At 65.9% G+C, this 23,189-nt stretch carries 27 protein-coding genes; 4 read left to right on the top strand and 23 right to left on the bottom strand.

The genetic code is table 11. The features are described from left to right. The first annotated feature begins 36 nt into the window (after window positions 1–36). From ASF27_RS01775 to ASF27_RS21350, 4 genes are all read left to right on the top strand, one after another. The gene (locus ASF27_RS01775; RefSeq protein WP_056357313.1) at window positions 37–306 is read left to right on the top strand and encodes a hypothetical protein; all 270 of its coding nucleotides are present in this window, start codon (window positions 37–39) and stop codon (window positions 304–306) included. 97 nt (window positions 307–403) lie between these two features. Next, window positions 404–577, top strand: a complete 174-nt coding sequence (locus ASF27_RS01770; protein ID WP_156467424.1) for a hypothetical protein — start codon at window positions 404–406, stop codon at window positions 575–577. Window positions 578–933: 356 nt separating this feature from the next. Next, entirely contained in the window at window positions 934–1,710 is a 777-nt protein-coding gene (locus ASF27_RS22550; RefSeq protein WP_162238631.1) for a hypothetical protein, read from the top strand. Then, complete coding sequence (locus tag ASF27_RS21350; RefSeq protein WP_162238630.1) at window positions 1,692–3,146, top strand: metallophosphoesterase; 1,455 nt, start codon at window positions 1,692–1,694, stop codon at window positions 3,144–3,146. The genes ASF27_RS22550 and ASF27_RS21350 overlap by 19 nt, the downstream gene beginning before the upstream one ends. Before the next feature lie 317 nt (window positions 3,147–3,463). Here ASF27_RS21350 and ASF27_RS01765 read toward each other — a convergent pair whose 3' ends face one another. The 23 genes from ASF27_RS01765 to ASF27_RS01660 all read right to left on the bottom strand — a co-directional run bounded on the left by ASF27_RS01765 (window position 3,464) and on the right by ASF27_RS01660 (window position 23,142). Continuing rightward, a complete protein-coding gene (locus ASF27_RS01765) occupies window positions 3,464–3,853 on the bottom strand; it encodes a hypothetical protein (protein ID WP_056357308.1) in 390 nt (129 codons plus the stop codon). Next, the gene (locus ASF27_RS22625) at window positions 3,822–4,328 is read right to left on the bottom strand and encodes a hypothetical protein (RefSeq protein WP_200918670.1); all 507 of its coding nucleotides are present in this window, start codon (window positions 4,326–4,328) and stop codon (window positions 3,822–3,824) included. Before ASF27_RS22625 ends, ASF27_RS01765 begins: the two co-directional genes overlap by 32 nt. After that, a complete protein-coding gene (locus ASF27_RS01755; protein ID WP_056357305.1) occupies window positions 4,325–4,831 on the bottom strand; it encodes a hypothetical protein in 507 nt (168 codons plus the stop codon). Before ASF27_RS01755 ends, ASF27_RS22625 begins: the two co-directional genes overlap by 4 nt. 59 nt (window positions 4,832–4,890) lie before the next feature. Further along, window positions 4,891–5,553, bottom strand: coding sequence for a lysozyme (locus ASF27_RS01750; RefSeq protein WP_082478740.1), 663 nt, complete (start codon window positions 5,551–5,553; stop codon window positions 4,891–4,893). 30 nt (window positions 5,554–5,583) lie between these two features. Continuing rightward, window positions 5,584–6,480: a DUF2793 domain-containing protein gene (locus ASF27_RS01745; RefSeq protein ID WP_056357302.1), complete on the bottom strand. Its 897-nt coding sequence runs from the start codon at window positions 6,478–6,480 to the stop codon at window positions 5,584–5,586. Beyond that, the gene (locus ASF27_RS01740; RefSeq protein WP_056357301.1) at window positions 6,473–10,384 is read right to left on the bottom strand and encodes a glycoside hydrolase/phage tail family protein; all 3,912 of its coding nucleotides are present in this window, start codon (window positions 10,382–10,384) and stop codon (window positions 6,473–6,475) included. The genes ASF27_RS01745 and ASF27_RS01740 overlap by 8 nt, the downstream gene beginning before the upstream one ends. After that, a complete protein-coding gene (locus tag ASF27_RS01735) occupies window positions 10,381–10,836 on the bottom strand; it encodes an NlpC/P60 family protein (protein WP_056357298.1) in 456 nt (151 codons plus the stop codon). The genes ASF27_RS01740 and ASF27_RS01735 overlap by 4 nt, the downstream gene beginning before the upstream one ends. Beyond that, window positions 10,814–11,701 (bottom strand): DUF2163 domain-containing protein, encoded by an 888-nt coding sequence (locus ASF27_RS01730; protein ID WP_056357293.1) that lies wholly within the window; start codon window positions 11,699–11,701, stop codon window positions 10,814–10,816. Before ASF27_RS01730 ends, ASF27_RS01735 begins: the two co-directional genes overlap by 23 nt. Window positions 11,702–11,703: 2 nt before the next feature. Beyond that, on the bottom strand, window positions 11,704–12,339 hold the full coding sequence (locus ASF27_RS01725; protein WP_056357291.1) for a DUF2460 domain-containing protein: 636 nt from the start codon (window positions 12,337–12,339) through the stop codon (window positions 11,704–11,706). Beyond that, window positions 12,339–14,573, bottom strand: a complete 2,235-nt coding sequence (locus ASF27_RS01720) for a hypothetical protein (protein ID WP_056357286.1) — start codon at window positions 14,571–14,573, stop codon at window positions 12,339–12,341. Before ASF27_RS01720 ends, ASF27_RS01725 begins: the two co-directional genes overlap by 1 nt. Continuing rightward, a complete protein-coding gene (locus ASF27_RS23355) occupies window positions 14,574–14,705 on the bottom strand; it encodes a hypothetical protein (protein ID WP_277996059.1) in 132 nt (43 codons plus the stop codon). Beyond that, window positions 14,702–15,127 carry a gene transfer agent family protein gene (locus tag ASF27_RS01715; RefSeq protein WP_056357283.1) on the bottom strand — a complete coding sequence of 142 codons (426 nt, stop codon included), beginning with the start codon at window positions 15,125–15,127 and terminating at the stop codon, window positions 14,702–14,704. Before ASF27_RS01715 ends, ASF27_RS23355 begins: the two co-directional genes overlap by 4 nt. After that, window positions 15,124–15,570 (bottom strand): phage tail tube protein, encoded by a 447-nt coding sequence (locus ASF27_RS01710; protein ID WP_056357280.1) that lies wholly within the window; start codon window positions 15,568–15,570, stop codon window positions 15,124–15,126. Before ASF27_RS01710 ends, ASF27_RS01715 begins: the two co-directional genes overlap by 4 nt. A 2-nt stretch (window positions 15,571–15,572) precedes the next feature. Further along, on the bottom strand, window positions 15,573–15,995 hold the full coding sequence (locus ASF27_RS01705; RefSeq protein WP_082478739.1) for a DUF3168 domain-containing protein: 423 nt from the start codon (window positions 15,993–15,995) through the stop codon (window positions 15,573–15,575). Next, window positions 15,985–16,182, bottom strand: coding sequence for a hypothetical protein (locus tag ASF27_RS01700; protein WP_056357274.1), 198 nt, complete (start codon window positions 16,180–16,182; stop codon window positions 15,985–15,987). The genes ASF27_RS01705 and ASF27_RS01700 overlap by 11 nt, the downstream gene beginning before the upstream one ends. Window positions 16,183–16,184: 2 nt before the next feature. Then, window positions 16,185–16,763, bottom strand: a complete 579-nt coding sequence (locus tag ASF27_RS01695; protein WP_056357271.1) for an HK97 gp10 family phage protein — start codon at window positions 16,761–16,763, stop codon at window positions 16,185–16,187. After that, complete coding sequence (locus ASF27_RS01690) at window positions 16,763–17,092, bottom strand: head-tail adaptor protein (protein WP_056357268.1); 330 nt, start codon at window positions 17,090–17,092, stop codon at window positions 16,763–16,765. The genes ASF27_RS01695 and ASF27_RS01690 overlap by 1 nt, the downstream gene beginning before the upstream one ends. Then, on the bottom strand, window positions 17,092–17,556 hold the full coding sequence (locus ASF27_RS01685) for a head-tail connector protein (RefSeq protein ID WP_056357266.1): 465 nt from the start codon (window positions 17,554–17,556) through the stop codon (window positions 17,092–17,094). Before ASF27_RS01685 ends, ASF27_RS01690 begins: the two co-directional genes overlap by 1 nt. Window positions 17,557–17,564: 8 nt before the next feature. Further along, on the bottom strand, window positions 17,565–18,083 hold the full coding sequence (locus ASF27_RS01680) for a hypothetical protein (RefSeq protein ID WP_056357263.1): 519 nt from the start codon (window positions 18,081–18,083) through the stop codon (window positions 17,565–17,567). 65 nt (window positions 18,084–18,148) lie between these two features. Continuing rightward, window positions 18,149–19,549, bottom strand: a complete 1,401-nt coding sequence (locus tag ASF27_RS01675; protein WP_244480896.1) for a phage major capsid protein — start codon at window positions 19,547–19,549, stop codon at window positions 18,149–18,151. A 29-nt stretch (window positions 19,550–19,578) separates the two neighbouring features. Beyond that, a complete protein-coding gene (locus tag ASF27_RS01670) occupies window positions 19,579–20,265 on the bottom strand; it encodes an HK97 family phage prohead protease (protein ID WP_056357260.1) in 687 nt (228 codons plus the stop codon). Beyond that, on the bottom strand, window positions 20,249–21,520 hold the full coding sequence (locus ASF27_RS01665) for a phage portal protein (RefSeq protein WP_082478738.1): 1,272 nt from the start codon (window positions 21,518–21,520) through the stop codon (window positions 20,249–20,251). Before ASF27_RS01665 ends, ASF27_RS01670 begins: the two co-directional genes overlap by 17 nt. Next, a complete protein-coding gene (locus ASF27_RS01660; protein ID WP_244480895.1) occupies window positions 21,517–23,142 on the bottom strand; it encodes a terminase TerL endonuclease subunit in 1,626 nt (541 codons plus the stop codon). The genes ASF27_RS01665 and ASF27_RS01660 overlap by 4 nt, the downstream gene beginning before the upstream one ends. Between the last annotated feature and the right edge of the window lie 47 nt (window positions 23,143–23,189).

Raw genomic sequence — 23,189 nt, 5'->3', positions numbered from 1 at the left:
CCGGTGGACGCCTGTGGAGTGCGGGGTAGAAGCTCAATGCCGACGCGGCTTTACCGCTTCCACTGCACGGACGGGCACGATCTCGTGGTCGATCTGCGCGGTCGGCGGATTCCGACGGTGGCGCTGATGCGCCTTCACGCGGAGCAGGTCGCCCTCGACCTCATGGCTCGCGGTGCCCGGCTCGATTGGTCGGAATGGTACGTCGAGGTCTACGACGCGAAGGGCCGGGTGGTGCTGTCAAAGGCCTTCGAGGAGGTGCGGAATGACCACCGATCCCACGCGCCAGCAGCACGTCAGCAAGACTGATGGAATTTCGCAGTCTATACAGCACATCCTAAATATGCATATATCCAATAGCACAACCTAGGATTGAGTTATGCCTGGTTCGCGAGAGCCCAAGAACTTGGATGCGGCGACCCGTGAGCGTTTGGGCGAACGCACGCTGGCCCTCGCGGAAATGGTCTTCGCGATCGGCGATCCGCACCTTGCCGAACTCATGCGGGCGCTGATGCTGGAGGCTGGACGCATGATCGCCAGGAACCTCGACGACGCGCAAAGTGAGCGATGGACGCAGTAGCAGGACTGCTTGCGAAGGTGCGGCGGAGTGGGATGCGGCCAGCGGCGCTCTGGTGGAGGAAATCTGGCCCTTAGTACCTTACTGCCGAGGCGGCTCTCCACTCGAATCGGACATTCAGAAGGTCCGTTCTGGCTGACCTAGTCGCGTAATATTGTCGGGGTAGTGCACATCGGCGAGTCAGATGATATGACCTGCCTGCAGTGATTGAACCTCCATCGCCCCACCCGCTGGACTTTGACTGGCGCTACGATAGCGAGACGGCGCGTCGGCTCGCCAAACGGCTTCGTTGTAGCGGTCCCATTGGCGCGTTCGGCGTTCCAAGTGTTGCACGCTTACTCGAACGCGAAAACGTTTCGGTGACGCTGATCGACAGACAGCCACTGCAGCAAGTGCAAAACCACGTCATATGCCAGGTCGAGGACTTCGCTGCCTTAACTGAATTCCGCACGGCGATCGTAGACTCTCCTTGGTATCCGAAACAGTTACGAGACTGGTCGTGCGTGGCGGGGCGTGCGGTTGGAGTTGGGGGGGCAGTGTTTGTGTCGGCTTGGCCAGAGCATACGCGACCGCAAGCTTCGCATGAACTTGCCAGCGTCCTTTGCGAGATTTCCTCCTGGGCCGACATATATCGCAACATTGAAGCGCTGGGTTACGCCGAACCAGCATTTGAGGCTGCAGCACATGGCCACGGGCTGACAGGCCATCTATCGCGATCGCCACTCGTAGGTGAATTGATCCGCCTTGACGTAAAACGTTTACCGCATCAAGTTGACAGGTCGAAAATACGGAAAAATTGGCTTAGATTTACTGCTGATGACTACCAATTGGCCTTACGTCTCGACACTGCTACCGCGTCAACACCTATTGAATTCGTCGATGGTGTCGATGGGTGGAAATGGCCGTATGTCAGCGCCCGCGCGCCGTTCCGTGAGCAAATCGGCCTGTGGAGTTCCGCCGGCGAGGTAGCCTCTATCGGTGCCCCCAGCGTAATCGCCGCAACACTACGCTCCGCATTCCTCAGCCGTGATAGTTCTGATTTTGAGACGGCGCTGGCTGAACTGCCAGAGCTTCTTTCGTGGCGTATTCCACGCCCCCCGTACAGGAGATGGATGGAATGGCAACACCGGCAATAGCTCTCCGATTCCGCGACACTACGCCAGGAGTCGATACAATCATCGAACACAGGGCAGTGCTTGCGCGCAATGGTTTGGTGGGTTGGGGCTGGTGGAAGAAGACCTTCGAAGCTGACCAGTGTGACGGCATAATTCAACTGCTCGCCGACTCGGGCAAAATCGAAATCATAATCGTAGACCGCACCACGGAACGCGCCTTTTGCTGCAGTTGTATTGCTTTCAATAAGCCATCTGAGGCAGACGCGAATACAGTACCGGCCTATTACAAAGACCATTTACATTTGACTGCTGGCGTATTCGCATTGCTAAGTATTGATGACATTGCATTCGATGCTGCACTCGGGGATTTGATTGGTGATGAAACATTTCTTTGGATCGGCTCGCTTGCTGATACTCCCCAGGGGCACGTAGAGGTGCCGGCGGACGCAACGGGTCGCTCGTGTGTGCTGCACCTCTCCGATCTCCACTTTGGAGGTGACTACGGCTTTCGTAGGCAAAATGAGGATGTAAATCTTGGCGATCTGCGCAAAACATTGACCGACTGTCTTATATCAGACCTCGACAGGTTGGGGCTGACAAAAAGCATCGCCGCGATGATCGTAACAGGCGACTTCATGACTCACGGCAAGTTCGACGACCAGCATAAAAAAGCTGCGCTTGCCGAATTCGATGCTCTGCGGACGCGGCTTGGGCTAACCCCTGAGCAGATTATCCCACTTCCTGGTAATCACGACGTTGTTCGCTACCCCGAGGGCACCACTATAAACGTCCGCGAAAACGCTATCGCAGTCCAAACCAGATACGAGCATGAGACACCCTTCAGAGCGTTTGTTGACGAACTGACCGGTAGAAATTGGAAGGCGTCGCTAAACTACACACGCCGTATACGACTGGGCGAGACCGACCTGGACGTTTGCGTCGTAAATTCTTGCACGATCGCTCCAACCGAATGGACCGAATATGGCTACGTCGGACGAAACGGGCTTGACGCTATCATCGAGCTCGGCAATCAGCCAATTGAGCGCCCGACATTCAGATTTTTGGCTCTACACCATCATCTTCTGCCAGTCGTCAATGTAGAGGCATTGAAATCAAAAGGAGTAACACTGACAATTGACGCCGCAGACGTCCTGGCCGCCTGTCAAATGGCAGGAGTTCACGTCGCGCTACATGGTCACCAGCACAAACCGAAGATTGCCATGTATCAGAGCCTCGGGCTTAACGGTGACCAGACGAACGGGCCAATCTACGTGGTATCGAATGGAAGCGCAGGAGCCAAGAATGCTCGACTTCCCGCAGGAGAGCGAAATACCTACTGCCTCTTTAAGATTAAGCCAGACAGTATAGATCTGTGGATTAGGGAATTGCGCCTTGATGGACAAGCTGGTGCTACAATCTACAGTGGTTCTCTTGCTGCTATTCCAATAGAGGCATAGTAATCTTTGTAAACCGTCATGTATATCAACCATACCCGTTCGTTTGAGTCTCATTTATCGAGGGCTAAAGATTTAGCTATTGGTTCGGCGGCTGAGCTAATCTTCCCATCCAAAGGAGACGGGTCTAGTGGATGTCATTCTCTAAGTTTTCACGAATAGAACGCAGAAAGTTTAAAGCGCTATAATTGCAGCTGGGCTTCGTTGTAAGTTGATCGTCGCTACTTATGCATGCGAATGACCGCGAAGACATTCATCAAATGCGCTTGTATCGGAGACAAAACCCGTTTAGGGGGAGTCGGGCAGGCTGCGATTTGCGCTCAGCGAGCCCCCCGGCGGGGCGGGGGGACGTGCTCGTCCTGCCGATCCAGCACCTTCGTGACGCGGGTCAACACCTCCGATAGGTGGTTGGCGTGGTGGGCCTCGTCGGATGCCGTGTCGGCCGCGATCGCTGCGGTCAGCCCCTTCACCGCTGCAGTCAGGTCGGCCAGGGCCATGCTGTCGAAGAGCTGATGGCAGTTGCTGCTGCTGGCGATCTCCCGGGCCGTCTCCGGCTTGAGGGCTTCGCCCTTATTGGCCTCGGCTTTGTAGTCGAGGAGGGTTTTCACGAAGCCATTGAGGGGGACCAAGACGGCGGCAATGGCGGCGGCCCCTGCAGCGATGATGGCGGGCCAAGAATCAAGCTGCTGGATTGGTGTGGGATCTGGCATCCCGCCTCCTACGCCTCCTGATGCCGAGCGAATCTTCCGCCGCCATGTCCCCAGCGGCCCGGCCGGAGGCGTGCAGCTCGGCCATCGCCAGCACCGTATAGACCGCGATGCCCGTTGAGAGGGGCGGCACGGCGAGCACCATGCCGAATGCGATGGCGAGCCAGAAGAGAAACCCGCCGATGCAGCCGATGGTACGGATGATGGACGTTTCCCGCCCGCGGCGACCATTGATCCACAGAGCCCCCAGCCGGACGCAGCCAAAAAACATGCACAGGCCGCCGGCCGGTCTCTCGTCGATCACGCAGGCGATCACGCGGAAGTCCGAGTTGCTGAACGTTTCGGTTGGACCGAGGAGGATCAGCCCTACGCCCACCGCGATCAACGAGAGCCAGATTTCCGCCCAGCGCGTCTGCCCATAGCGGACAGCGCGCCGAATGCGCTCGTTGATCTGCGGATCGGAGTCGTAGACGATCACGCCCCCGACTTCGTCGAGAGCGCCGCCTGCGCAGGCGCCAGGGTGTTACCGGCGTTGGCGCCGTCCTCGAGCTTCAGGGTGCGGAAAATCAGCTCGGCCACGCCCTTCTCCCCGCCGGCCGCCGCCAGCACCTTGGCGGGCACCACATCGACGGCGCGCTGCACGCCCTTGGCGATGACGGCCGAGCCGATGGGGATGGTCAGAACCTGGCCCTTGGCGGCCCCGGCCACGGCGTTAAGGGCATAGTCGGTGACGGCCTTTGTCATCTGCTCGATGCGGGCCTGCGTGAGCACCAGGCGCGCCCACGGTGCGACCTGATAGACGGCCCGGCTCACGAGGCCGACGAGGACGGGCAGCAGGATCGCGGTGAGCATCTGACCGCCGGAGACGATGTAATCGCCCCACGGGATGCCGACGGAATTGACGGGGGCGGCCTCGACGGCGAGGGCATGGGTGGAGAGGGCACAGGCGAACGCCAGCGCCGCGACAAGCATGCGGGTCATGGTTCAGTCTCTCGGTGAGGAAGGCTGCGCGGCGGTCCCGGCCGGCTCGGGAGCTTGGATCAGGCCGCGCGGATCGTCGGCAGGCCTGCATCGTTGGCGGGTACGCGGGCGCCGTCGCCATAGGTGTCGTCGATCCAGCGGAAGAACCGCATCAGCAGGTTCGGCCGCGCGGTCACGGCCGGAGCCACGGGGACGATGACCGGGGTGGCCACCTCGGGGTGCAGCACGGCGATGACGGGCGCCGCGACCTTGATGGACTTTGCCGCCGTTGTCGCGCGCGGCAGGGCCACGGTGTAGGGCGTCACGAACTGCTCGGCCTCGGCCTGGCGCCGGGTGATGATGGCGGCCGGCTTCTGCCACATCAGGATCGCGTCGCGGGCGCCGGCCATGTCCCCCGCGTTGATCCGCTTGAGGAAGGTGGAGCCTGTGAAGCCGCCTGGGCCGATGTTGAAACAGATCGACACCAGGGCATCGAACACGTGCTGCGGCACGGTCACCTTCAAGCCCTTGCGCACGGCGGCCACGTACTGCCGGATGTCGCGGGCGAAGATCGCGTCGCATTCGGCCGCCGAGATGGTGAGGCCGGCGGTGACCAGCGGCGCGCCGGCCGCCGAGGTGTGGCCGATGCCGATGGTCCAAACGCCGACGGAATCGCGGTAGGCCTTCAGCCGGCGGCCCTCGCGGGCGATGAGCACGGCTTCGCCGATGGCGCTAAGCTCCATGATGGGTCTCCGGATTGTCAGGGGGAACGGTCAGGCGAGCTGTGCGCCGCTGAAACTGGAATCGGCCGTTGCGACGTATCCGTCCGCGCCCGTGAAGCGCGCGAACACCTCGACGGTATCGCCCGCCGCAAGCTTCAGCGTCGCGGTGAGGTTGAGTGTCGTGACGCCGTCCACGAGCGTACCGGTCGCCGCGGCGCGCCCTCGGCCGGCTGCGACGCCGTTCTGATAGAACTGCACCTCGAAGGCGGTCGGCGCGTTGCTGCCGTTTCGCTTGTAGGCCAACCCGGACGTCATCCGGTAAAGCCCCGCCTCCGGTGCAACGAATCGGTTGGTTCCAGAAACGAATGCGTTCTGATCATTGCTGTCGGTGTTGTTGAATCTCACCTTCGTCCAAGCGTTGGCGCCTACGTAATTGTCGAAATTCGTATAGGCGATGAACTTGGCGAAGTTGTTGATCCGAGCCCAGGCGTCGCCATTGAACCATTTGATTGCCAGGGCCGAGCTGTTGACCGCGAACTGTCCGAGCTTCGCGCCATTCGTCGGCGGGTCGGCTGAAGCGGGAACGACGATCACCCCCGAAAGACTGCGGTAGCTCGTCCACGCGCCGGCCGCATAGGCGTACAGTTCACCCTCGTCCACCATGAAGGCCAGCCAGCCCGGTTTCGGGATGAAAGACCGCCACGCCCCATCTTGAAACCGGACGATGCGGCCAGCCCATCCCGCCCAGGCCCCCGACGGTGCCGCGCCCGCGATGAGGTAGCGGTCGCCTTCGATCGGTTCGGCCGGGGGCGCGGTTCGATCCTTGTCCAGGCACGCGAGCTGGACGATCGTATCGAGGGCCGTCAGGCCCTCGTTCACCGTGACGTGCTTCTGGGCCTGCGCCGCTGCGAGGTACGGCAGGCCGAGGTTCGCGGTTTGATCAGACATAGAGCGTCGCCTCCAAGGCCGGGCCCCGGCCGTAGATCGTGGAAAGCTGGTGGATCGCGACGGACAAGGCCGTGACCGGGCCGCCGAAATCGGCGGTTTGGTCGGCCACGGCGTAGACCGTGGCCGGGCCGTCCAGCTCCAGAGTGCGGACCACGCCCGATCCTTTGCGGATATCAAGGCTGTAGGCCTCGACCTCTTCGTTCAGCGGAACGTCGATCTGTTCCCACGCATCCCCGTTGATCCGGGTTCGCCGGGCCCACGACAAGGCGAGGTCGCCGTTTCCCGCGCGCGCGATCCGGGCCTGTGCCGGAGCGTAGGGCCGGAGCCCGACGCCCTGGAACGTCAGGGTCGCCGCGCTGTAGGCCGGTGATTCCGTTGGCTGGCCGAGCGGCCCCCACTTGAAGGTTTGAGGCAGCGTGCGGCTCGCCAGGGGCATGCTCGACTGCGCGAGCGCATCCGAGAGGACCACGAAATCCGCCCCGGCCGGCGCCGGGTTCCCCATGGTGAACTCGGTCCCGAGCTGGCCGCGCAGGAGATTCCGGAGGCGGTACTTACCCGGCCCGAGCAGGGCGGCGCTCGCCCACTGCAACACCTCCCACTCACCGGAGGGGGTGAGAAGGGCCGCCACATTGGCCCCGTTCAACACGTCGGCCTCCGGCGCGGACGGCAGCTCCGTTCCCCTCGGCACCTCGACAAACACGTCGTTCACGCGATCCCAGCGGCCGGACGGGCCGCTGTGGAGCGGAGCGACCAGGCGACCGATGATCGAGCGTGCGCCCACCGTTGCGTCGTTCTCGAAGGGACCGCCGTCGATGGAGCGCAGCACCGCGATCGGGCTCCACGGGCTGGTGAAGCCCGCGAGATACGGCGCGTGCGGGATCGCCTGCGGCCGGAGCTGCGGAAGGTCCATGACGCGGAACAGGCCGACGCCGATCGTCGCCGGCGGCGCAGGCTCCCGCCGCGTCGCCGTGCCGTCGCGGTAGGCGAACACGCCGGAATCGGACCGGACGCCACTTGCGGGTCGGCCCAACTCCAGGCCGAGGCGGGTCAACCGATAGTCGGTGGACACCCCGCCGAGGGAAACGGTGACGATGTCGAGGGCGTCGAGGGCGAGCGCCGAGGGCGGCAGGGTGGCGGTGAAGGCCTCCCGCTCCACCACGGCCTGATAGAGCGTCGCCTGCGTGATGCCCCGCGCGGCACCTTCGTCCAGGCACAAGGGCAGCGCCATGCGTGCCACGGCAGCCGCCCGCCCGTTCATGCGCCGCGCCTCGACGGACCCGGTCTGGTAGGTCCGGCTCGGATCGATGAACGTCAACGCGATCACGCCGGGGAGGGCGGTTTCCTCGGTACGGGTCCGGTTGTAGTCCGCGCCCGATCCGGCCGCCACCAGATCGCTTTCGGTGAAGCCTGCGACCGGTGCACCCGCGAGCGGCCGGAATGCGATCCGGCCGGCACTCTCCGCCCCGTCGAAGAAATAGGCGGCCCGGAGCGGCTCAATGGACGCCCTTGGGGATTGCACCTCGGCGACCGTGTAGCCCTGCACGACGCCGTGGAGCTGCCCCACGTCCACCGGCGCGCCCGCGCCGTTGCACAGGTCCGCGACGACGTTGGGAAGCTGCGCCAGCCCGAGGCGACCGTTGATCCAATGGCCGAGGTGATAGTTCAGGCCGTCCGTCCAGACCGCCGTCTGCCGGGGGAACTCGGGAAACGGTCGCGCATCCCACGTCCAGATGTAGATCCGGCTTTGATCCACCATCCGGCCGCCATAGACCGCCGACACCGGATTTCCCGTGATGCCCTGCCAATAGGACAAGGTCGCCTCAAGATAGGCCCGTTGCATCGCCAGGTCCTGCCGGCCGTTCGAGTAATACGGCAAGAAGCTTTCGGAGGATTTCGGATCGACGAAGACGTTCGGTTGATTCGCGCCCTTATCGACACAGGGGCAACCGATTTCCGTAAAGCGGATGGGCTTCGACTGCGGAACCCACGCCGTGGCGTTGGCCTGCCGAACCCCGCCGGGCCGATCGTGATGCGCGTTCGCCCACCACCCGCGCAGGTCTTTGATGCGGAAAACCCAATGCTCGCCGTGCGCCGTGTCCTGGACCGCAACGCGGTTCTGCGTGTCGCGATCGTCCTGTGTCGGATAGAACCAATCGAACAACTCGCCACCGGCTATATTGCCGGTGAGATAATCGAAATCGTAGACCGAGCGGACGCCGGCCCGCGCGTCAAGATGATCGTATCCATCGCGCCAATCAGCGATGGGCATGTAGTTGTCGATGCCGATGAAATCGATATTCGGATCGGCCCAAAGCGGATCGAGCCGAAAAAACACGTCGTTAGAGCCGTCCGCCGGACGATGATTGGCGAATTCCGTCCAGTCCGCCCCGTAACCGATCGCCGTCGCTGGGCCGAGGATCGCGCGTGCCTCGGCCGCGAGGCGCTTGAGATGGCCCACGGCCGGGTACGTCGAGGCATCCGAGCGAACCGACGTGAGGCCGATCATTTCGGAGCCCATCACGAAGCTGTCCACGCCGCCGGCCGCCTGTCCGAGCGTGGCGACGTGCAGGATGAACCGCCGGAACGAAAACTCGGCCTTCGCGCAACGGACCGTCGCGCCGTTCCACGACAGGTCGCCGGCACTGGCGGTGCCGAAGAATTTCGCCACGGCGGCCGTGATCGCACCCGTCTTGTCCGGCGAGCCCAGCCGCCCCGGCGCTGGGGTGCATGTGATCCGGCCTCGCCAGGGAAATGCCGCCTGTTCCGCTCCGCCGTAGGGATCGGGCAGGCCGTTTCCCTCGGGAATGTCCATCATCACGAACGGGTAGAGCGTGACGACGTACCCGCGCGCCTTGAGCGCCTGGATCGCCTCGACAACGGACAGGTCTGAGGGCGCTCCGCCGAGCAAGGGAATGCCGTCCTCATCCAGGCTCACCACCTCCGCGTCGGCACGGACGACACCGCCAGCTTGCCAGGGGACGTTGGTTTCCTTGCTCTGCGTCTCGACCTTCGGGACGATCCGACATTCCTCCAGGCGCACGTCGGTGCCCTGCCAGGCCACCACGAGGGAGACGTGTCGGCAGTTGGGCGCATCCGTCGCGAGTTGATCGAGAGCCTTGAGGATATCGACGCCGCCGGAAATCGTGTTCTGCCCGTTCACCGCGCCGAGCGAGGTCGCCATGATGGCGTTGGTGGCGTAGACGAACTCGCCCATGCTCGGGATCATGGTGACGGCCGTCGCGATGTCCTCGAGGGATGGGCGGTCGGACACGGATGGTGGACGCCGTGTCACCTCGGCCGTGATGACGGGCACGCGGTTGCCGAACCCGGCGAGGGGCAAATCCTCGAAAACGAGGTAGGCGACGCCGCGATAGGCGGGCGCATTGCCGGCCCCCTCGACGGCTTCGATCTTGGGGTCGGGGTTCTGGATTTCGGTTCCGAGATAGACCCGTACATTGTAATCGGAAAGCTTGATCGCCTTTCCATCCGCATAGACGGTTCCAACCGAAGTCAGAACACCCTCGCATAGCGCGACCGCAAAACTCACGCTGTATCGATACGTGACGTTGAAGGCCTTTTGGCTCGGAGCACCCTTGCCGCCGGAGGTTTTGACCCGCTCGACGTCCTGTTCTTCTTTGAGTTTGGTCGCCCAGACGATTTGCCCGGACACGCGGACCCGCCCGAACACGCGCGCGACGGCGGCGCCTTCCGTTGAGGCCGTCACATAGAGATCCGACAGGCGCGGACCGGTGTTAATTTGCGGCTTGGGTCGCGAGCCGAACAGAGATCGGTCGGCCGCGCTGCCTGCCGCCGCGCCGATCGTTCCACCAATCATGCCGCCGATCGGGCCGCCGATGGCGGTCCCGATCGCCTGTCCTGCATAGGTGAGGACAAGGGTGCTCATTGATCTACCCCGGGGAAGCGAAAGGCATAGGCGGCCCGGCGCGCCCACGCGTCCGGTATCCAGCTCTCGGCGACGGCGTGGCCGTCATAGGCGTGGATCATGCGGTTGCGGGCGGTGAGGATGGCGCAGTGCTTGGCGGGAAGGCCGTCGCGCCAGCGGAACAGGATCACGTCGCCGGCATCGGCCTCGCCCGTGGGGATCTCCGCAAGGTGGCGGCGGGCCGCGTCCCGCAAGGCCTCGCACGCGCGATCCTCGGCCCAGCTCGGCGTATAGGGCGGGGGCACTTCCGGCTCGGCCCCGTACAACTCGGCGAACACACCGCGCAGTAGGCCGAGGCAGTCGCACCCGGCGCCCTTCACGGCCGCCTGGTGATGGTACGGCGTGCGGAGCCACCCGCGCGCCGTCGCGACGATGCGCGTGCGATTGATCTCAGCCGAGGCGACCCCCGTCATTCTCTGCCCCCGGTGTGACGTAGCGAACGGCGTAGTCGTTGCCCGGGAGGTCCGGGAAACCGCGAAAGCGGATGGTGTTGGCGAACTTGTCCCGGCAGGTGTCGAGGGCCTTGTCGCAACCGGCAGTGATGTCGAAAGCGTCCCCCGGTGTGATCGGCGCGGCCATCGGCTCCCAGAGTTCGAGGTGGGCTCCGCCATTGGCGCGCAGGTGCGTCCGCACCTCGACGACGGTTCCGACGTTGGCCCCGGTGGTCCAGACGAACCGGCCGGCCGTGAAGCGCCCGCTGCGGAACCCCGCCAACCCGCTCGCGACGAACGAGCGTGTCGTGCGCGTCAGGGTGACGACCCCGACGCCCCGCATGGTCGCGGCCGTCGCATCGATCCCGCACCGCGCGTCACCGAATGTCGCGTCGCACGAGCGCTGATAGATGCGCCCCCGCGGTTGGTTCAGGCGGTCGGCGAGGCTGCGCACCTCGGCGGTGAAGGCGGAACTGCCTCGGCTCACCTCGCCGATGGTCCCCGACATGACCAGCACTCGATCGACGGGCGAGGACCAATCGACCCGCCAGGCCTCGACGGCGGCCCCATCGAACAGGCCACGGGCCAGCTCGATGTCCGAGAGCCGTCCGTCGGTGAGGGCGCCCATGATGTCGTAGCCGTCTGGGGAGAGGCCGGCCGTCTGCTCGATGGCGCTGCCCGTGGCCCCACTCTCAGCCGAACACACCACGCCCTCAATGGTCACGGGCTCGTCGTGATCGGTGAAGCCGAGCCGTAGGCCGTCCGTCCGGGTGACGATCCAGCACCGGCACAGCGTCGTGATCCCGCTCGCGAGGCTCGCGGCCAGGGTGGGCGAAAGAACCTTCATGCTCAGCGCCGCAGTTCGATCACGGGAATGTCGGCGAGAAGTCCGGCCCGCACCGCCTGCAAATCGACCTCGATCCGATCCGTGGCGAAGCGGACCGGCACGTCGAAAACGTACCCGGCGGTCACCTTCGCCCCGACGGCCGGCGGGACGGTGAGGGTTACGAGGCCGGTGGTCGCGTCGAGCCGAAAGGCGCTTGGCGCCAGCTCGACCCCCGCGGCGGCGATGCGGACCGATCCTGCCACCGGTTTGCGGATCGGCCGGAGGTAGGGCGCGAAGGCGCCGCCGTAGGATTTGACGAGTTGGAACGTCCGCGTCGCGCCGTCGCCCGTGCCGATCGCCTGATCCGCCGGAGCGGGGCCGACACCCACGAGGCAGGACGCATGATCGAAAGGGTCCTTCCAGCGGAAGCCGTAGAGCTGGCCCCGGCGCTCCTCGAAGAATGCAAGAACGAGTGCCACGTCCGCGGCGGTGCGCAGAGCCTGGCCGGCGTTGTAGGATCGGCGGGAGTGCCGCCAGAGGCTATTGCGCTCCTCGTCGCCGGACCCGAGCGTGACGATTTCCGTGCGCCGCTCCGGCCCGCCTCGCGAACCGTAGGACAGCGAGACGGGAAAGCGGACCTCGTGAAACGGGCTTGCCATCAGCTCGCCCGCGCGCCCCGCTGCACCGCTCGGAACAACGCGGCCGTGACCTGGGATTCCGAGCGCAAGAAGCTCGCTGCGTCCGAGGCCTGTACCGTCATCTGCACCTGGATCGGACGGGACGCCGCGGAGGCAGTACCCGCGGCGCTGCCCGCGGTGGGAAAGAGGATGTCTTTCGCGACCGGATACATCCGCCCCGATTCGCCCGGCACGAAGATCTCTCGGCCGATCTCACCGACCGTGTAGCTGCGGCCGGCCTCCACGGGACCGCCATTGGCGCGAAAGAGGCCCGACAAGAACGAACCCGTCCCCGTCCCCGAAGAGCCCGATGCGCCCGGCTTGAACAAGCTCGTGAACAGGCCGGCGATGCCGCCGACGGTGTCGCCGGAACTCGCCGTGGGCGCCGTACCCAGAAGTCCGGCCAGCGGCCCCTGACCCGTGAAAGAGGATTGAATCGCCGAGCGCGCGAACTGCTTGCTCAGGCTGGTGAGAATGTCGCCGAAGGACTTTCCCTCGAGAATGGCGTCGGCGAACGCGCCGGATGCCGCCTCTCCGAAGTAGCGAGCCGAATCGGATGCCTGACGGATCGCCTGATTCGCATCCATGACCCGGTCCTTGTAACTTTGCCAGGCTTCGGCTGCGCCCAGCACGCGGGCACGCTCGTCGCTCGTGAGTTCTGCGCTGTCCCGATTGCCCTTCTTGACCTCTTCGCGGGCGGCGGCCTCCGCTTTCGCGAGGGCGACGGCTTTCTCCCGCTCCACATTGGTCTTCGCGACGTTTTCGAGTTCGGCCCTGGCCGTATCACGGGCCTTCTCGAGTTGGCTGATGAGGGTCTCGACGGCATCGAGCCTTTCGCTCCCGCTCCCGCCACGCGGGCTGGCATGCAGCGAAGGCAGGGACTTCGACCGATCCGCCGTCTTGGCGATCTCCGGCAGGGTCGTGGACGACTCCGCCGGGGCATCGGGCTCGACGATGCCGAGAGCTTGGCCCACGCGCTTGTGCAGGTTGAACGGATTGGCCGTGAGGATGCCGCCGATGCCCGGAATCGCCGCGACGGTGGACCGAACCTCGCCGACGATGGCCCCCATCTGGACGTAGAGGTTCGACGCGATGGTGAGGACGCGGGCGATGGCGCCCTCGACCAGCAGGAAATTCTCGTAGGTGTCCAAGGTCGCCGTCGAGATTTTCTTGGCGATGGGCGCCCAGGCCGCCGACAGGGTGTTGGAAATCTCTCTCATCTTGGCGTCGAGGGCGTTGGCCCGCTCGATTTCCTCGTCGCTGATGATGCGGACGCCCCCGGCCGAGACGGCGCCGCTGTCGAGCTTGTCCCGCAGTTTGTCGACCACGTCCGCTCCGTCGCGCATCCGCCGCTCGAAATCGGGACCGAGGAACTTGCCGGCCAGATCGAATGCCGCCGCGTCGCGGCTCGCCGCCCGCAGCTTGTCGATGAGGTCGAGAACCGCCCTGATCTTGGCTTCCTGCGTGCCGGCCCCGTCCACCACGGCCTTATCGGCCGCCGTGATGTTGCCGGCCTGGACGTTTTGGCGCAGGCGGTTGTCCAGGGGGGACGTGGTCACCCCATCCCGGCCCTCGCCGATCGTCACACGCGTCGCGGCCCGCGCCGCCGTCAGGGCGGAGGTCACCTGCTCGACGGTGAGGCCGAATTCCTTGGCGTCGAGGGTGGCCCGCTGGAAGAAGCCCGAGCCCACCCCGGCTTTCTCCGCATCCTTGCCGATGCGGACGAAATCCTCGACGTGCTCGCGCGCCTCGTCGATGGAGGCGGTGACGCTGGCGAACACCAGCTTCGCCGCCTCGAAGGCCAGGAAAGCCCCGAGCAGAGTCTTCAGCGATGGCACCTGCGCGATGAGGGTTCCCAACGCCGTCGAGGTGGCGGCAGTGCCCGACTGGATGGCGGCCTGCGCCGTGTTTGAGGTGGCCGCCGCCGCAGTGAAGGACCGCACGATCCCCTCCAGGGTCGCGCCCTCCTTGCTCGCCGCCGCTACCGTGTTCGTGGCGATCTTCGACACGTCCGCCCCGACGGCCTGAGCCGCGCGGCCGGCATTGTTCGCCAACCCCTGCAGAGTCGCGCCGAAGCTGTTCGTGTTGGCCGCGCCACCCGACATGGCGACCCCGATGGAGGTCATGTTGCCAATGACGGACGCCGCGAGGCTCGCCATGGCCCCCTGCGCCCGCGAGGTGTCCGCCTGGAAACTGAGGGTGAGCGGCTCGGCCATCTACGCGCGTCCTGCTGCCATTTCGTCCGCGAGCGCGGCGAGGAAATCGCTCTCATCGAGGTCGGCGGTCTCCTTCGGCGCATGAGCCTGCAGGTATCCGCCGATGGCCGCATGGAACTGCGGCAGGGTCATCCGGTCGACTTCCCGAGGGGTCCATCCGACGATGGCGCCGCCGGCGTAGAAGACGGAGAGGTCTCCGGGGCGATGCTGCCCCCCTCCGTCGCGGATTTTCCCGGCGGCGCACCGTTCACGGCCGCCGCCACGATGCTGGCCGCCAGAGGCAGGAAGTCCATCAGCGGCTGCGTGTGGTAGCGCATCACCAGGGCGGTCGCCTCGAGGGCCGAGGTGCCGCCCCCTTCGAGGCCGAGGCGGATCGTGTCCCACACGTCGCGGTGACTGAACTGGTGCGCGCCCATCCGCATGAAGATCGCGCCGATGCCGATGCCGGTCAGGCGTTCCAGCTCGCCCATCTCCCCGAGGCGAAGCTGGAACCTGCGGCGCTCCCCCGCGAAATCGGCGTCGACGCAGGTGCGGCCGGTGTCGATGGCGCTCATGCCACCGGCGCCCAGACCACTTCGCCGTCGCCGCGAAACTGCATCGTGAAGTTGACCAGCCCGTTGTTCTGGCTGGAAATCTCCAGTGTCTCAGTGAAGATCGGGCCGGTGAAGGTGCCGCCCCCCTCTGCAGCAGAGCGGTCGAGGAGGAACTGATAGTTCGTAGGGGCTTCCTTTTTCCGGTCGGCCTCCAACACTGCGTAACGCTTAGCGTCGACGATACCAGCGATGCGTCCGCCCCAAGCCGTCGAGCGCAGTACACTCTTGCGGGCAGGAACCTTCAACGGGTCTTCACAGTCGGCCACTGTTGCGTCCTCGAACTCGTTCGTGAACGTGATGGTCTTGCTCTGCGCGATGCACACAAAGGCGAAGACTTCGGGGGTGGCACCGTTGCCGCGGAGGACACGGAATCGGGTACCAGGCAGAAGATTGGGCGCGGCCATGATCAGGATTCCCTTGCGATGGTGGTGGTGAGGTCGAGGAACACGCTCTTCAGAGCGAGAGGGTCGATCACGTCGCCGGCTTGCGTCACCCGAAGCGGTTCCTGGATCGAGAACGGCGCCGCGAACTCGAGGTCGGGGGCGTCCGCTCCGTCCAGGGCCTGGACGACGGCCTCGATGGCGTCCCAGGCTTCTTGCCGGCCGAACTCGGCGCTGATGACGTAGAGCCGGGCCGTGATGGTCCAGATCTGGGCGCAGTCGTGCGGCACACGGCGGCGGTTGATCGGGCCGAGGTAGACGTAGGGCGGCGCCACCGTGCCATCGTTCGGCACCTCGTCGAAGATCCGCCCCCCGACGCGGGCGGCCACATTGGCGTTGGCCGTGAGAACGTCCGTGATGGCCTTCTGCATGGCCAGCTCAGGCGTCATCGTCACCGGCCTCACCAGCCCTCGACGCGTCCGCCTCGGCGGCGTCGAGGTGCGTCCCGGCGCCGGCCGCCGCGATCCGCTCGGCGTGATCCTTCGGCACCCGGCCGGAGAAGCCGGCCGGGTAGTGCACCGTGCCCACGTCGTTCGCCCGGATGGTGATGGGCTGCTCGACCTTCACCTGCGCCATGATCAGAACCTTTCCTCGCGCCCGGCCGCCCGGGCCTCGAGCGCCATCTCACCCCGAAGATTTACGAGGCCCGCCCGCGCTGCGTCCCAGAAGTACGGCTCGGGTCGGACGGTGGTCGGCTGCGAAGCGGGACGGCGCCGGATGGCTCCATGGTCACCGTTCGCGAAATAATCGGCGTCCGCATGCTGGCCCCCGGCCTGGTGGCCGAACTCGACCCAACGAGCGTAGTCGTCACCACCACGCACGGCCGAGGCCTCGACGATGATGGTCCGGCCTTCATTGCGCCAAGTGATGCCGTTGAACAGCGTGCCGCTGTCCTTCGGGACCCGCGCCCGCATTTCCTGCACCATCTCGGCGGCGATACCCTCCGCCGCGCGGTCCGACCGCAACGCCATCTTCACGGCGAGCGACGCGAGCTGCCCGCTGATCCGATCCACGCCGATCACGCTGGCGGCGGCATCGAGGAGCCGGAAGCTGCTGAGGGCACCCGGGCCGACCCGGAACGAGCGGGCGGCGGGCGCCAGCTCGAGCGCTCCCTGACCTTGCGTGAACGCACCGAAGGCGGCGGAGACATCGATCATCACTGGCCTCCGAGCTTGGTCGCGACGGAAAGAACGATGAGGCCAGTGCGGCGGTCAGGTAGTCCGACGCCCTCGATGGCGAAGTCACGGCCCCGGATCACGACCCGGTCGGCCCCCGTGATCGTGCGGGCCTGCGCACTATCCCGCAAAGTTAGCGCCCCGCTCTCGACGTTCGTTGCCTGCCCGCCCTCGACCAGTTCGCGGACGCCGGCCGTCCGGAAGTTGGCCCACACGGGGAAGGCGTCGGCATAAGCCCCGCGCTCGCGGGGGCTTCCCACTTCGGGGCGCCGCCGCAGGGTGACGCGAAGATCGAACCGGCCGGGGTCCATCAGACGCTCCACACACGATAGGGCGACAGCAGCGCATCGACGCCCATGGGCATGGCGCCCATGTGGGTGGCCGCCGTGACGGCCATGCGATTCTCGTAGAGGTGACCGACCATGAGCAGGATGGCGTGTCGGATCGGCGCCGGCACCGCGCCGCCGGCGTAGCCGGCACGATACCGGACCGTGATGAAGCCCGCGTCGGACGGGGTTTCGCCGAGGATGTCGAGCAGCGGCGGCAGGGGCAGCCAGCGCTCGCCGGCCCAGGCGCTCGACGGCACGACCGCCTCCAGCACCTGCTCGCCGAGCGCCCGCCCGAGCCACCCATCCGGCCCGTCGATCCACGCCGTCGCCACGGCGATGAGGTCAACGATATACGCATCCTCGTCGCCGCCCTCGACGCGCAGGTGGCGCTTGGCCTGCTCGACGGTGAGGATCGGTGCCGGCGGCGTGACGACGCGGACGCGCATGGGGCGGTTCAGCCCTTCACCGAAGAAGGGGCCGGGTCGCCCTTGTTGGCGACTGGCGGCGCAGCTTTGTCGATGACCGCAGGCGCGGCTTTCTCGGCCTTGGGGGCGGCGTCATCTTCCTGCGCGAGCGCACGCCCGCGCTCCCGCGCAGCCGCCTCGGCATCGGCGACGGACCGCTTGAGCGCGTCGAGGCGCTCGGCGGTAGACCGCTCTGCACCCGCGACATCCCGCCGAAGCAGATCCAGGCGCTCGGCCGCGGCCCGCTCCGCTTCCGCGACGGCGTCGATCGCCTTCCGGTGGCGCTCGCCAGCCTCCGTCACGAGATGAACGAGGCGCGCGAGTTCCTCGTTGCCGGCGGCTATCTGGGACGCAACATCGCGTACCGAGGGCTTACGCCTCGGACCCGTGCCGTCGTCGACACAGATTGCTCCCATCGCTTCCAGACGATCGAAATCAGCCCGATCGAACTCGCGAACGGAGCCCTCAGTGTCGCCATCGAGGGGCTTGAGTAGAATGGCCTTGATCATCGTCCGTCTCCTTTCGGTTCATGGAGCGGGCGGCCGAAGCCGCCCGCCTGCATGAGCCGAGGGGGCTACGGGACGCGGCCGAGGTCGCCGTAGACAAGGGACTGCGGACGGTAGATCGCCATCGCCAGCCGCTCTTCCGCGCGGATGGTGACCTTGTTGCGGACGAAGTTGTCCTGGTCCTCGGTCGACACGTCGATGGTGGCGTCCTGGCGATCGAAGATCTGCGCCGCGAGGTTGAAGGCACCGACCAGGGCCTTGTCGACGCCCATGGCCTGCGTCGGGACCAAGGGCAGGCCCCAGAGAGTCGGGGCGACGGTCCCCTGCGGGTTGCCGATGATGTATCGCCCCTGCGTGTCCTTCGCCATTTCGATGGCGGCCCAGTCGATGGGGTTCAGCACGATCCCGTTCGGCGGATACTCGGCGAGCGCCGCCTGCAGGATCAGCAGGCGGAGAGTGTCCACCTGCGTCGTGGCGACGAGCCCACCGGGGGCTGCGTAGGCGACGGCCGCCGTCACGAGGCCGAGCAGGTTCTGCCCGGTTCCGGACCCGTTGAGGAGCTGATTTTCCTCGGCGAGGGCCAGGCCATAGCGCAGGCGCTGGTCGATGATCGAGCGCAGGCCCGGCGCGTCGGCGAGGATCTGCACGGATGTCCGCATCCAGTGCGCGATCGTGCGGACGGTGGCAGTCTTGTCCTCGAACTGCAGCTCGGACTGCGGCTTCAGGGCCCCTTCGGCGACCAGGGCGGCGGCGTTGGTGAACAGCTTCTCCTGCTCGTACTCGATGGAGTTGCTGGCCGTCTGGCCCGGGAGGATGAGCGAACGGACGGTGAGGCGGCGCTGCGGCAGCTCTACCTGCAGGCCGCGCCGGTCGGACTGGATCAGGGCCCCGGCCGAGCCGGCCGCCTCGGTGGTGAGCGAAGTGATGTCCTTCACCTCGACGAGAACACGCCCCCGGGGACGGGTCTGGCCGGCGAAGCTCTTGAACGCATCGTCTTCCACGAACCGCTCGCCGGCCGTGAGCAGCCGATCGTCCGGCTCGCCGCGACGGGCCATCTTCTGGTCGAGCTCGTCGAGCCGCGCCTTGGCTTCGTTCATGCCGAGGATGGCTTGGTCGGCGAGTTCCTTGGCCGTGGTCGCGAGCGGCGTCCCCTTCGCGGCCTCGGCCAGGGCCTTTTCCGCGATGGCCTTCACACCGTCGTGCTTGGTGTCGAAGTCCCGCTTGAAGTCGGCGGCCAGCTCGGCAGCGCTCTTGCCGCCGGTACCACCCTCACCGGGCCGCTCGAATACGATGCGGGGGCCGATGGCGCAGGCCGCGAGGCGGGCGATGCCGCCGGCTCCGGCCAGGGCCCAGGGAGCAAGGGAGGTGGAGGCGAGGGCCGAGCCGAACGCGGCGTGCGCGTCGGGTGCGGCGGTAATGAAGGCGAGGGCTATCAGGCCCGCCGCCATGAGGGACAGGAAGGTTTTCACGATGATCTCCGGAATCGGGGGTTGTGCCGTCAGTTCGTCAGGGCGCGCAGGAAGGCGAGCCCGTCATCCGCCGCGTCGGCAGGTTCCCCCTGCCCCTTCAGGTGGAGGCGCGCGGCGCGCTCCGCCTGCGAGTTCGAGAAGCCCAGCCCCTTCAGCCAGACCTCGAATTCTCGCGCTAGCAGCCGGTCCCCGGCCTTCAGCTTCTCGGTAAGGTCGTGCGCGGCCTTGGCGGCCTTCACGCTCTGCACGACCGCATGTTCGTTGGCGCCGACGGACACGATGCTCACCTCGACGAGGTCCAGCTTCTCGAGAGTCCAGACCCCCGTATCGGTGTCGACGCTGTAGGCCTTGATCCGGTAGCCGATGGAGAGGCCGTCTATGTCGCCTGCCTTCAGCAGCGCGTACGCCTCGCGACCCCGCTGCACATCCATGTTGAGCTTGCCCTGCATCAGCAGGCCCCGGTCGTCTTCCTTCGCGCCCACCCACCGGCCGATCGGCTCATCGGCGTTGTGCTGCCAGAACAGCTTGGGCATCGTGCCCTTGGCCTGGTGTGCCGCGAGGCTGTCGGCGTAGGCGCCGGAGGCAATCACATCGCCGTATGCGTCCGGCTCGCCATTGAAGGTCGAGCCGTACCCCTCGAACTCGCCAGATTCCTTGAGCGCCTTGATCGCCAGGACCGGGGCGGTGCGCCGATTGTCCTCACTTGAGCGCTTCATTTCGATCCCCGCTGATGGCACTGGCGAGCGGCACATCCTGCATCTGCACCGTCACCACGTCGCCGCCGGCAACCGGCGGCAGGTTTTCGAGCGCGCGAACCTCGTTGCGGGTCGCGATGCCCATCCGGATCGCCTTTTCGTAGGCCTCGTACCGGCTGGCCGTGTCGCCGCGCAGCAAGCCCTCGAAGTTGAATTCGATCGTCAGTCCCTGCGCGCGTCGTTCCGCGAGGGGTACGAGCTGTTTCAACAAGGCCTGCTCGATGCGCTTCAGACGCTTGCGCAGCGTGAACTTCTGAAATCCAAGAACATCGACTTCCTTGCCGGTGCCCCAGTTCGACGCCTTGTCGCCGAAACCTACCATCCCTGGCGGAACACCAAATATTCGGCAAACTTGTTCACCACCGAACTTGCGACTTTCCAGCATCTGCGCATCGGCAGGATTGATGGACAGCGGAACCCAGGTCAGACCACCATCGAGTAGCATGGGCACACCTTGCTTCATGCTGCCCATGTACTTTTCGCGAAGGTTTTGCTCCAACTCGTCGCGCTGAGGCTTCGTGAGCCGGACATTTTCAGGCGTTGATAGGACGCCGCTTGCGTTCACGCCGTTGCGGAACATGGCGCCCGCCGCGTTCTCGGCCTCTAGCGCGTCCCGGAACACCCCTTGGCAAACCGACAGGGTCGATGCCCCCGACAGCGCGTCGCCCAGTGAGCCCCGGATGTGCAGCACATCCTCGCCCCGCTTCACGATGCGCCGCCCGTCCTCTTTCCACTCGTACTCGATGCCGCCATCACTGCGGCGGCGCCCCTTGACCAAGTCGGGGCGGATCGGGTGCAGCGCGGCGATGGCGCCGGACGAACCTCGCTCCATCAGCGCGTAGGCGTTGCCCTGCAACTCGATGCCGGCAGCCATGAACTCCCAGAAGTCGACGGCCGTCTGGTCATAGTTCGGGCTGTCGTGCAGCACGAAATACAGGGGATGGTCGCGGGCCACCGTGCGGACCCCGTTTGCATCCGTCCGGTAGACCATGAGAGGCAGCGACGCGATGGTGCCGGCGATGAGCTGGACGCAGGCCCACGTCGCGGACAGACCGACCACGCCACCCGCATGCGCGGCATGCGAATCGCGGTAATCGGCGACGGTGACCTGGTTGGTGACGAAGTTGCTGCCATTCTCGGTCGAGGCTTGACCAGACCGAAACGGCTCGATGTCTTTCGCCCCCTCGAGCCCGAGGGCCCGCCTCAGCCATTTCATGCGTAGCTCTCAATCCAGGCGTTGGGGTCGAAGGGCGATTCCTGCGCGATGGCGAGGCCGAGCCCCATGATCCCTGCCACGGGACCGTCGATCTTCTCCGAAGACTTGACCTTCGTCGGCTTGATGTTGCCGGCGTCGTCGGTGGCGATGGCGATGTTGCCGATCATCCAGCGCAGGGCCGGATGGCCGCCATGGTCGAGCAGCCCGGCCAGCACCAGGCGCTCCCATTCCTTCGAGGGCGCCGACATGGACGCGAAGCCCTGGCCGAACATGACGACGTTGGCGCCATCCTCGCCCAGCCGAACGGCGGTCCCGGTGGCGTTCCAGCGGTCGAGGGCGACGCCCTGGACATCGAACGCCTCGGCATCGGCCTTCACCTGGCGCTCGATGACGGCGTAATCGACCACGTTCCCGTCCGTGGCGGTGACCGCCCCGGCCTTGGCCCAGGCATCGTAGGGGACGCGGTCGCGCCGGGCCCGGAGCACGATGGATTCCGCCGGCACCCACAGGCGCACCACCAGCTTCCACCGCTCATCGGCCTCGACGGGCGGGAACACCCACACGAGGGCGGTGAGGTCCGACACCGACGACATGTCGAGGCCGCCGAAGCACCGCCGCCCCCGCAGCTCGGCGGGGAAGCGTTGCCACGCCTCCGGGTCGGGCGCGCAGGCGTCCCACTTCATCAGCGACAGCCAGCGGACCACCTGTTCGGTCCACTGATTGAGGTGATACCGGCGGAAGTCGTTCTCCAGGCGGGGGTTGTCCCGCGCCTTGGCGCACTCCGCCCGCAGGTATTCGATCTTGGGGCTGATGCCGAGGTTGGGGTTGGCCTTGAGCCACACCGCCTCGTCGGTCCAGTCGTCCTCCGGGTCGGCGGCGAAGATCACCACCAGCGTGGTCGCGTCGGTGAGGCCGCCCGCCAGGATCGACAGGCATTCCTCCCACAGCACCCACCCGTAGTTCCGGCTCTTGAACCCGGCCGTCGAGCCGTAGAGCTCGATGGGCTGGTCGCGCGCCGCGATGGACTGGTGCAGCGTCCCGTACAGGGTGCCGTCCGCCCATTCGTGCATCTCGTCGCCGACGATGACGGAAGCGCTGAGACCGTGCTTGCCCTCCGCCTTGCCCGACAGCAGCTCGAACTTGGACCACAGGTCGGGCAGGTAGAGCGACTTCTTGAACGCCTGCACCCGCTTCGAGAACGCGGGCGAGAGGCGGACCATCGTCTTGGCCTTCTCGAACACGATGCGCGCCTGCGCCTCGTTGCGGGCCATCGCGTAGGCCTGCCCGCCCATCTCCCGGTCGCACACCCAGAACAGGATGGTGAGCGCGGCCAGGAATTCGGTCTTGCCGTTTTTGCGCCCGATCCAGAGGAACAGGCGCCGGAACAGCCGGAACCCGTCGGCGGTCTTCCACCCCACCAGAAGGCGCACGATGGCGGCTTGCCACGCGGTCAGGCGGAAGGGCTTGCCGGCCCAGCGCCCCTCCGTGTGGCGGAACAGCGTCGGCCACAGGGTGACGACGCGCTCGGCCAGGACCTCATCGAACCATACGTCCGGCGCCGCCGCCGCTCGGTCCCAGTGGACCCCGACGAAGGCGAGACCTTGCGCCTCGGCCTCGATCACCCACCCCGGTCGCGGGAGCGGGGAGGGATTCGCGAGCGCCGCCGGAA

Source organism: Methylobacterium sp. Leaf102 (assembly GCF_001422425.1).
Classification (GTDB): Bacteria; Pseudomonadota; Alphaproteobacteria; order Rhizobiales; family Beijerinckiaceae; genus Methylobacterium.
The sequence above is the reverse complement of the archived record's forward strand: the minus strand, read 5'-3'. Positions and strand labels throughout refer to the sequence as shown.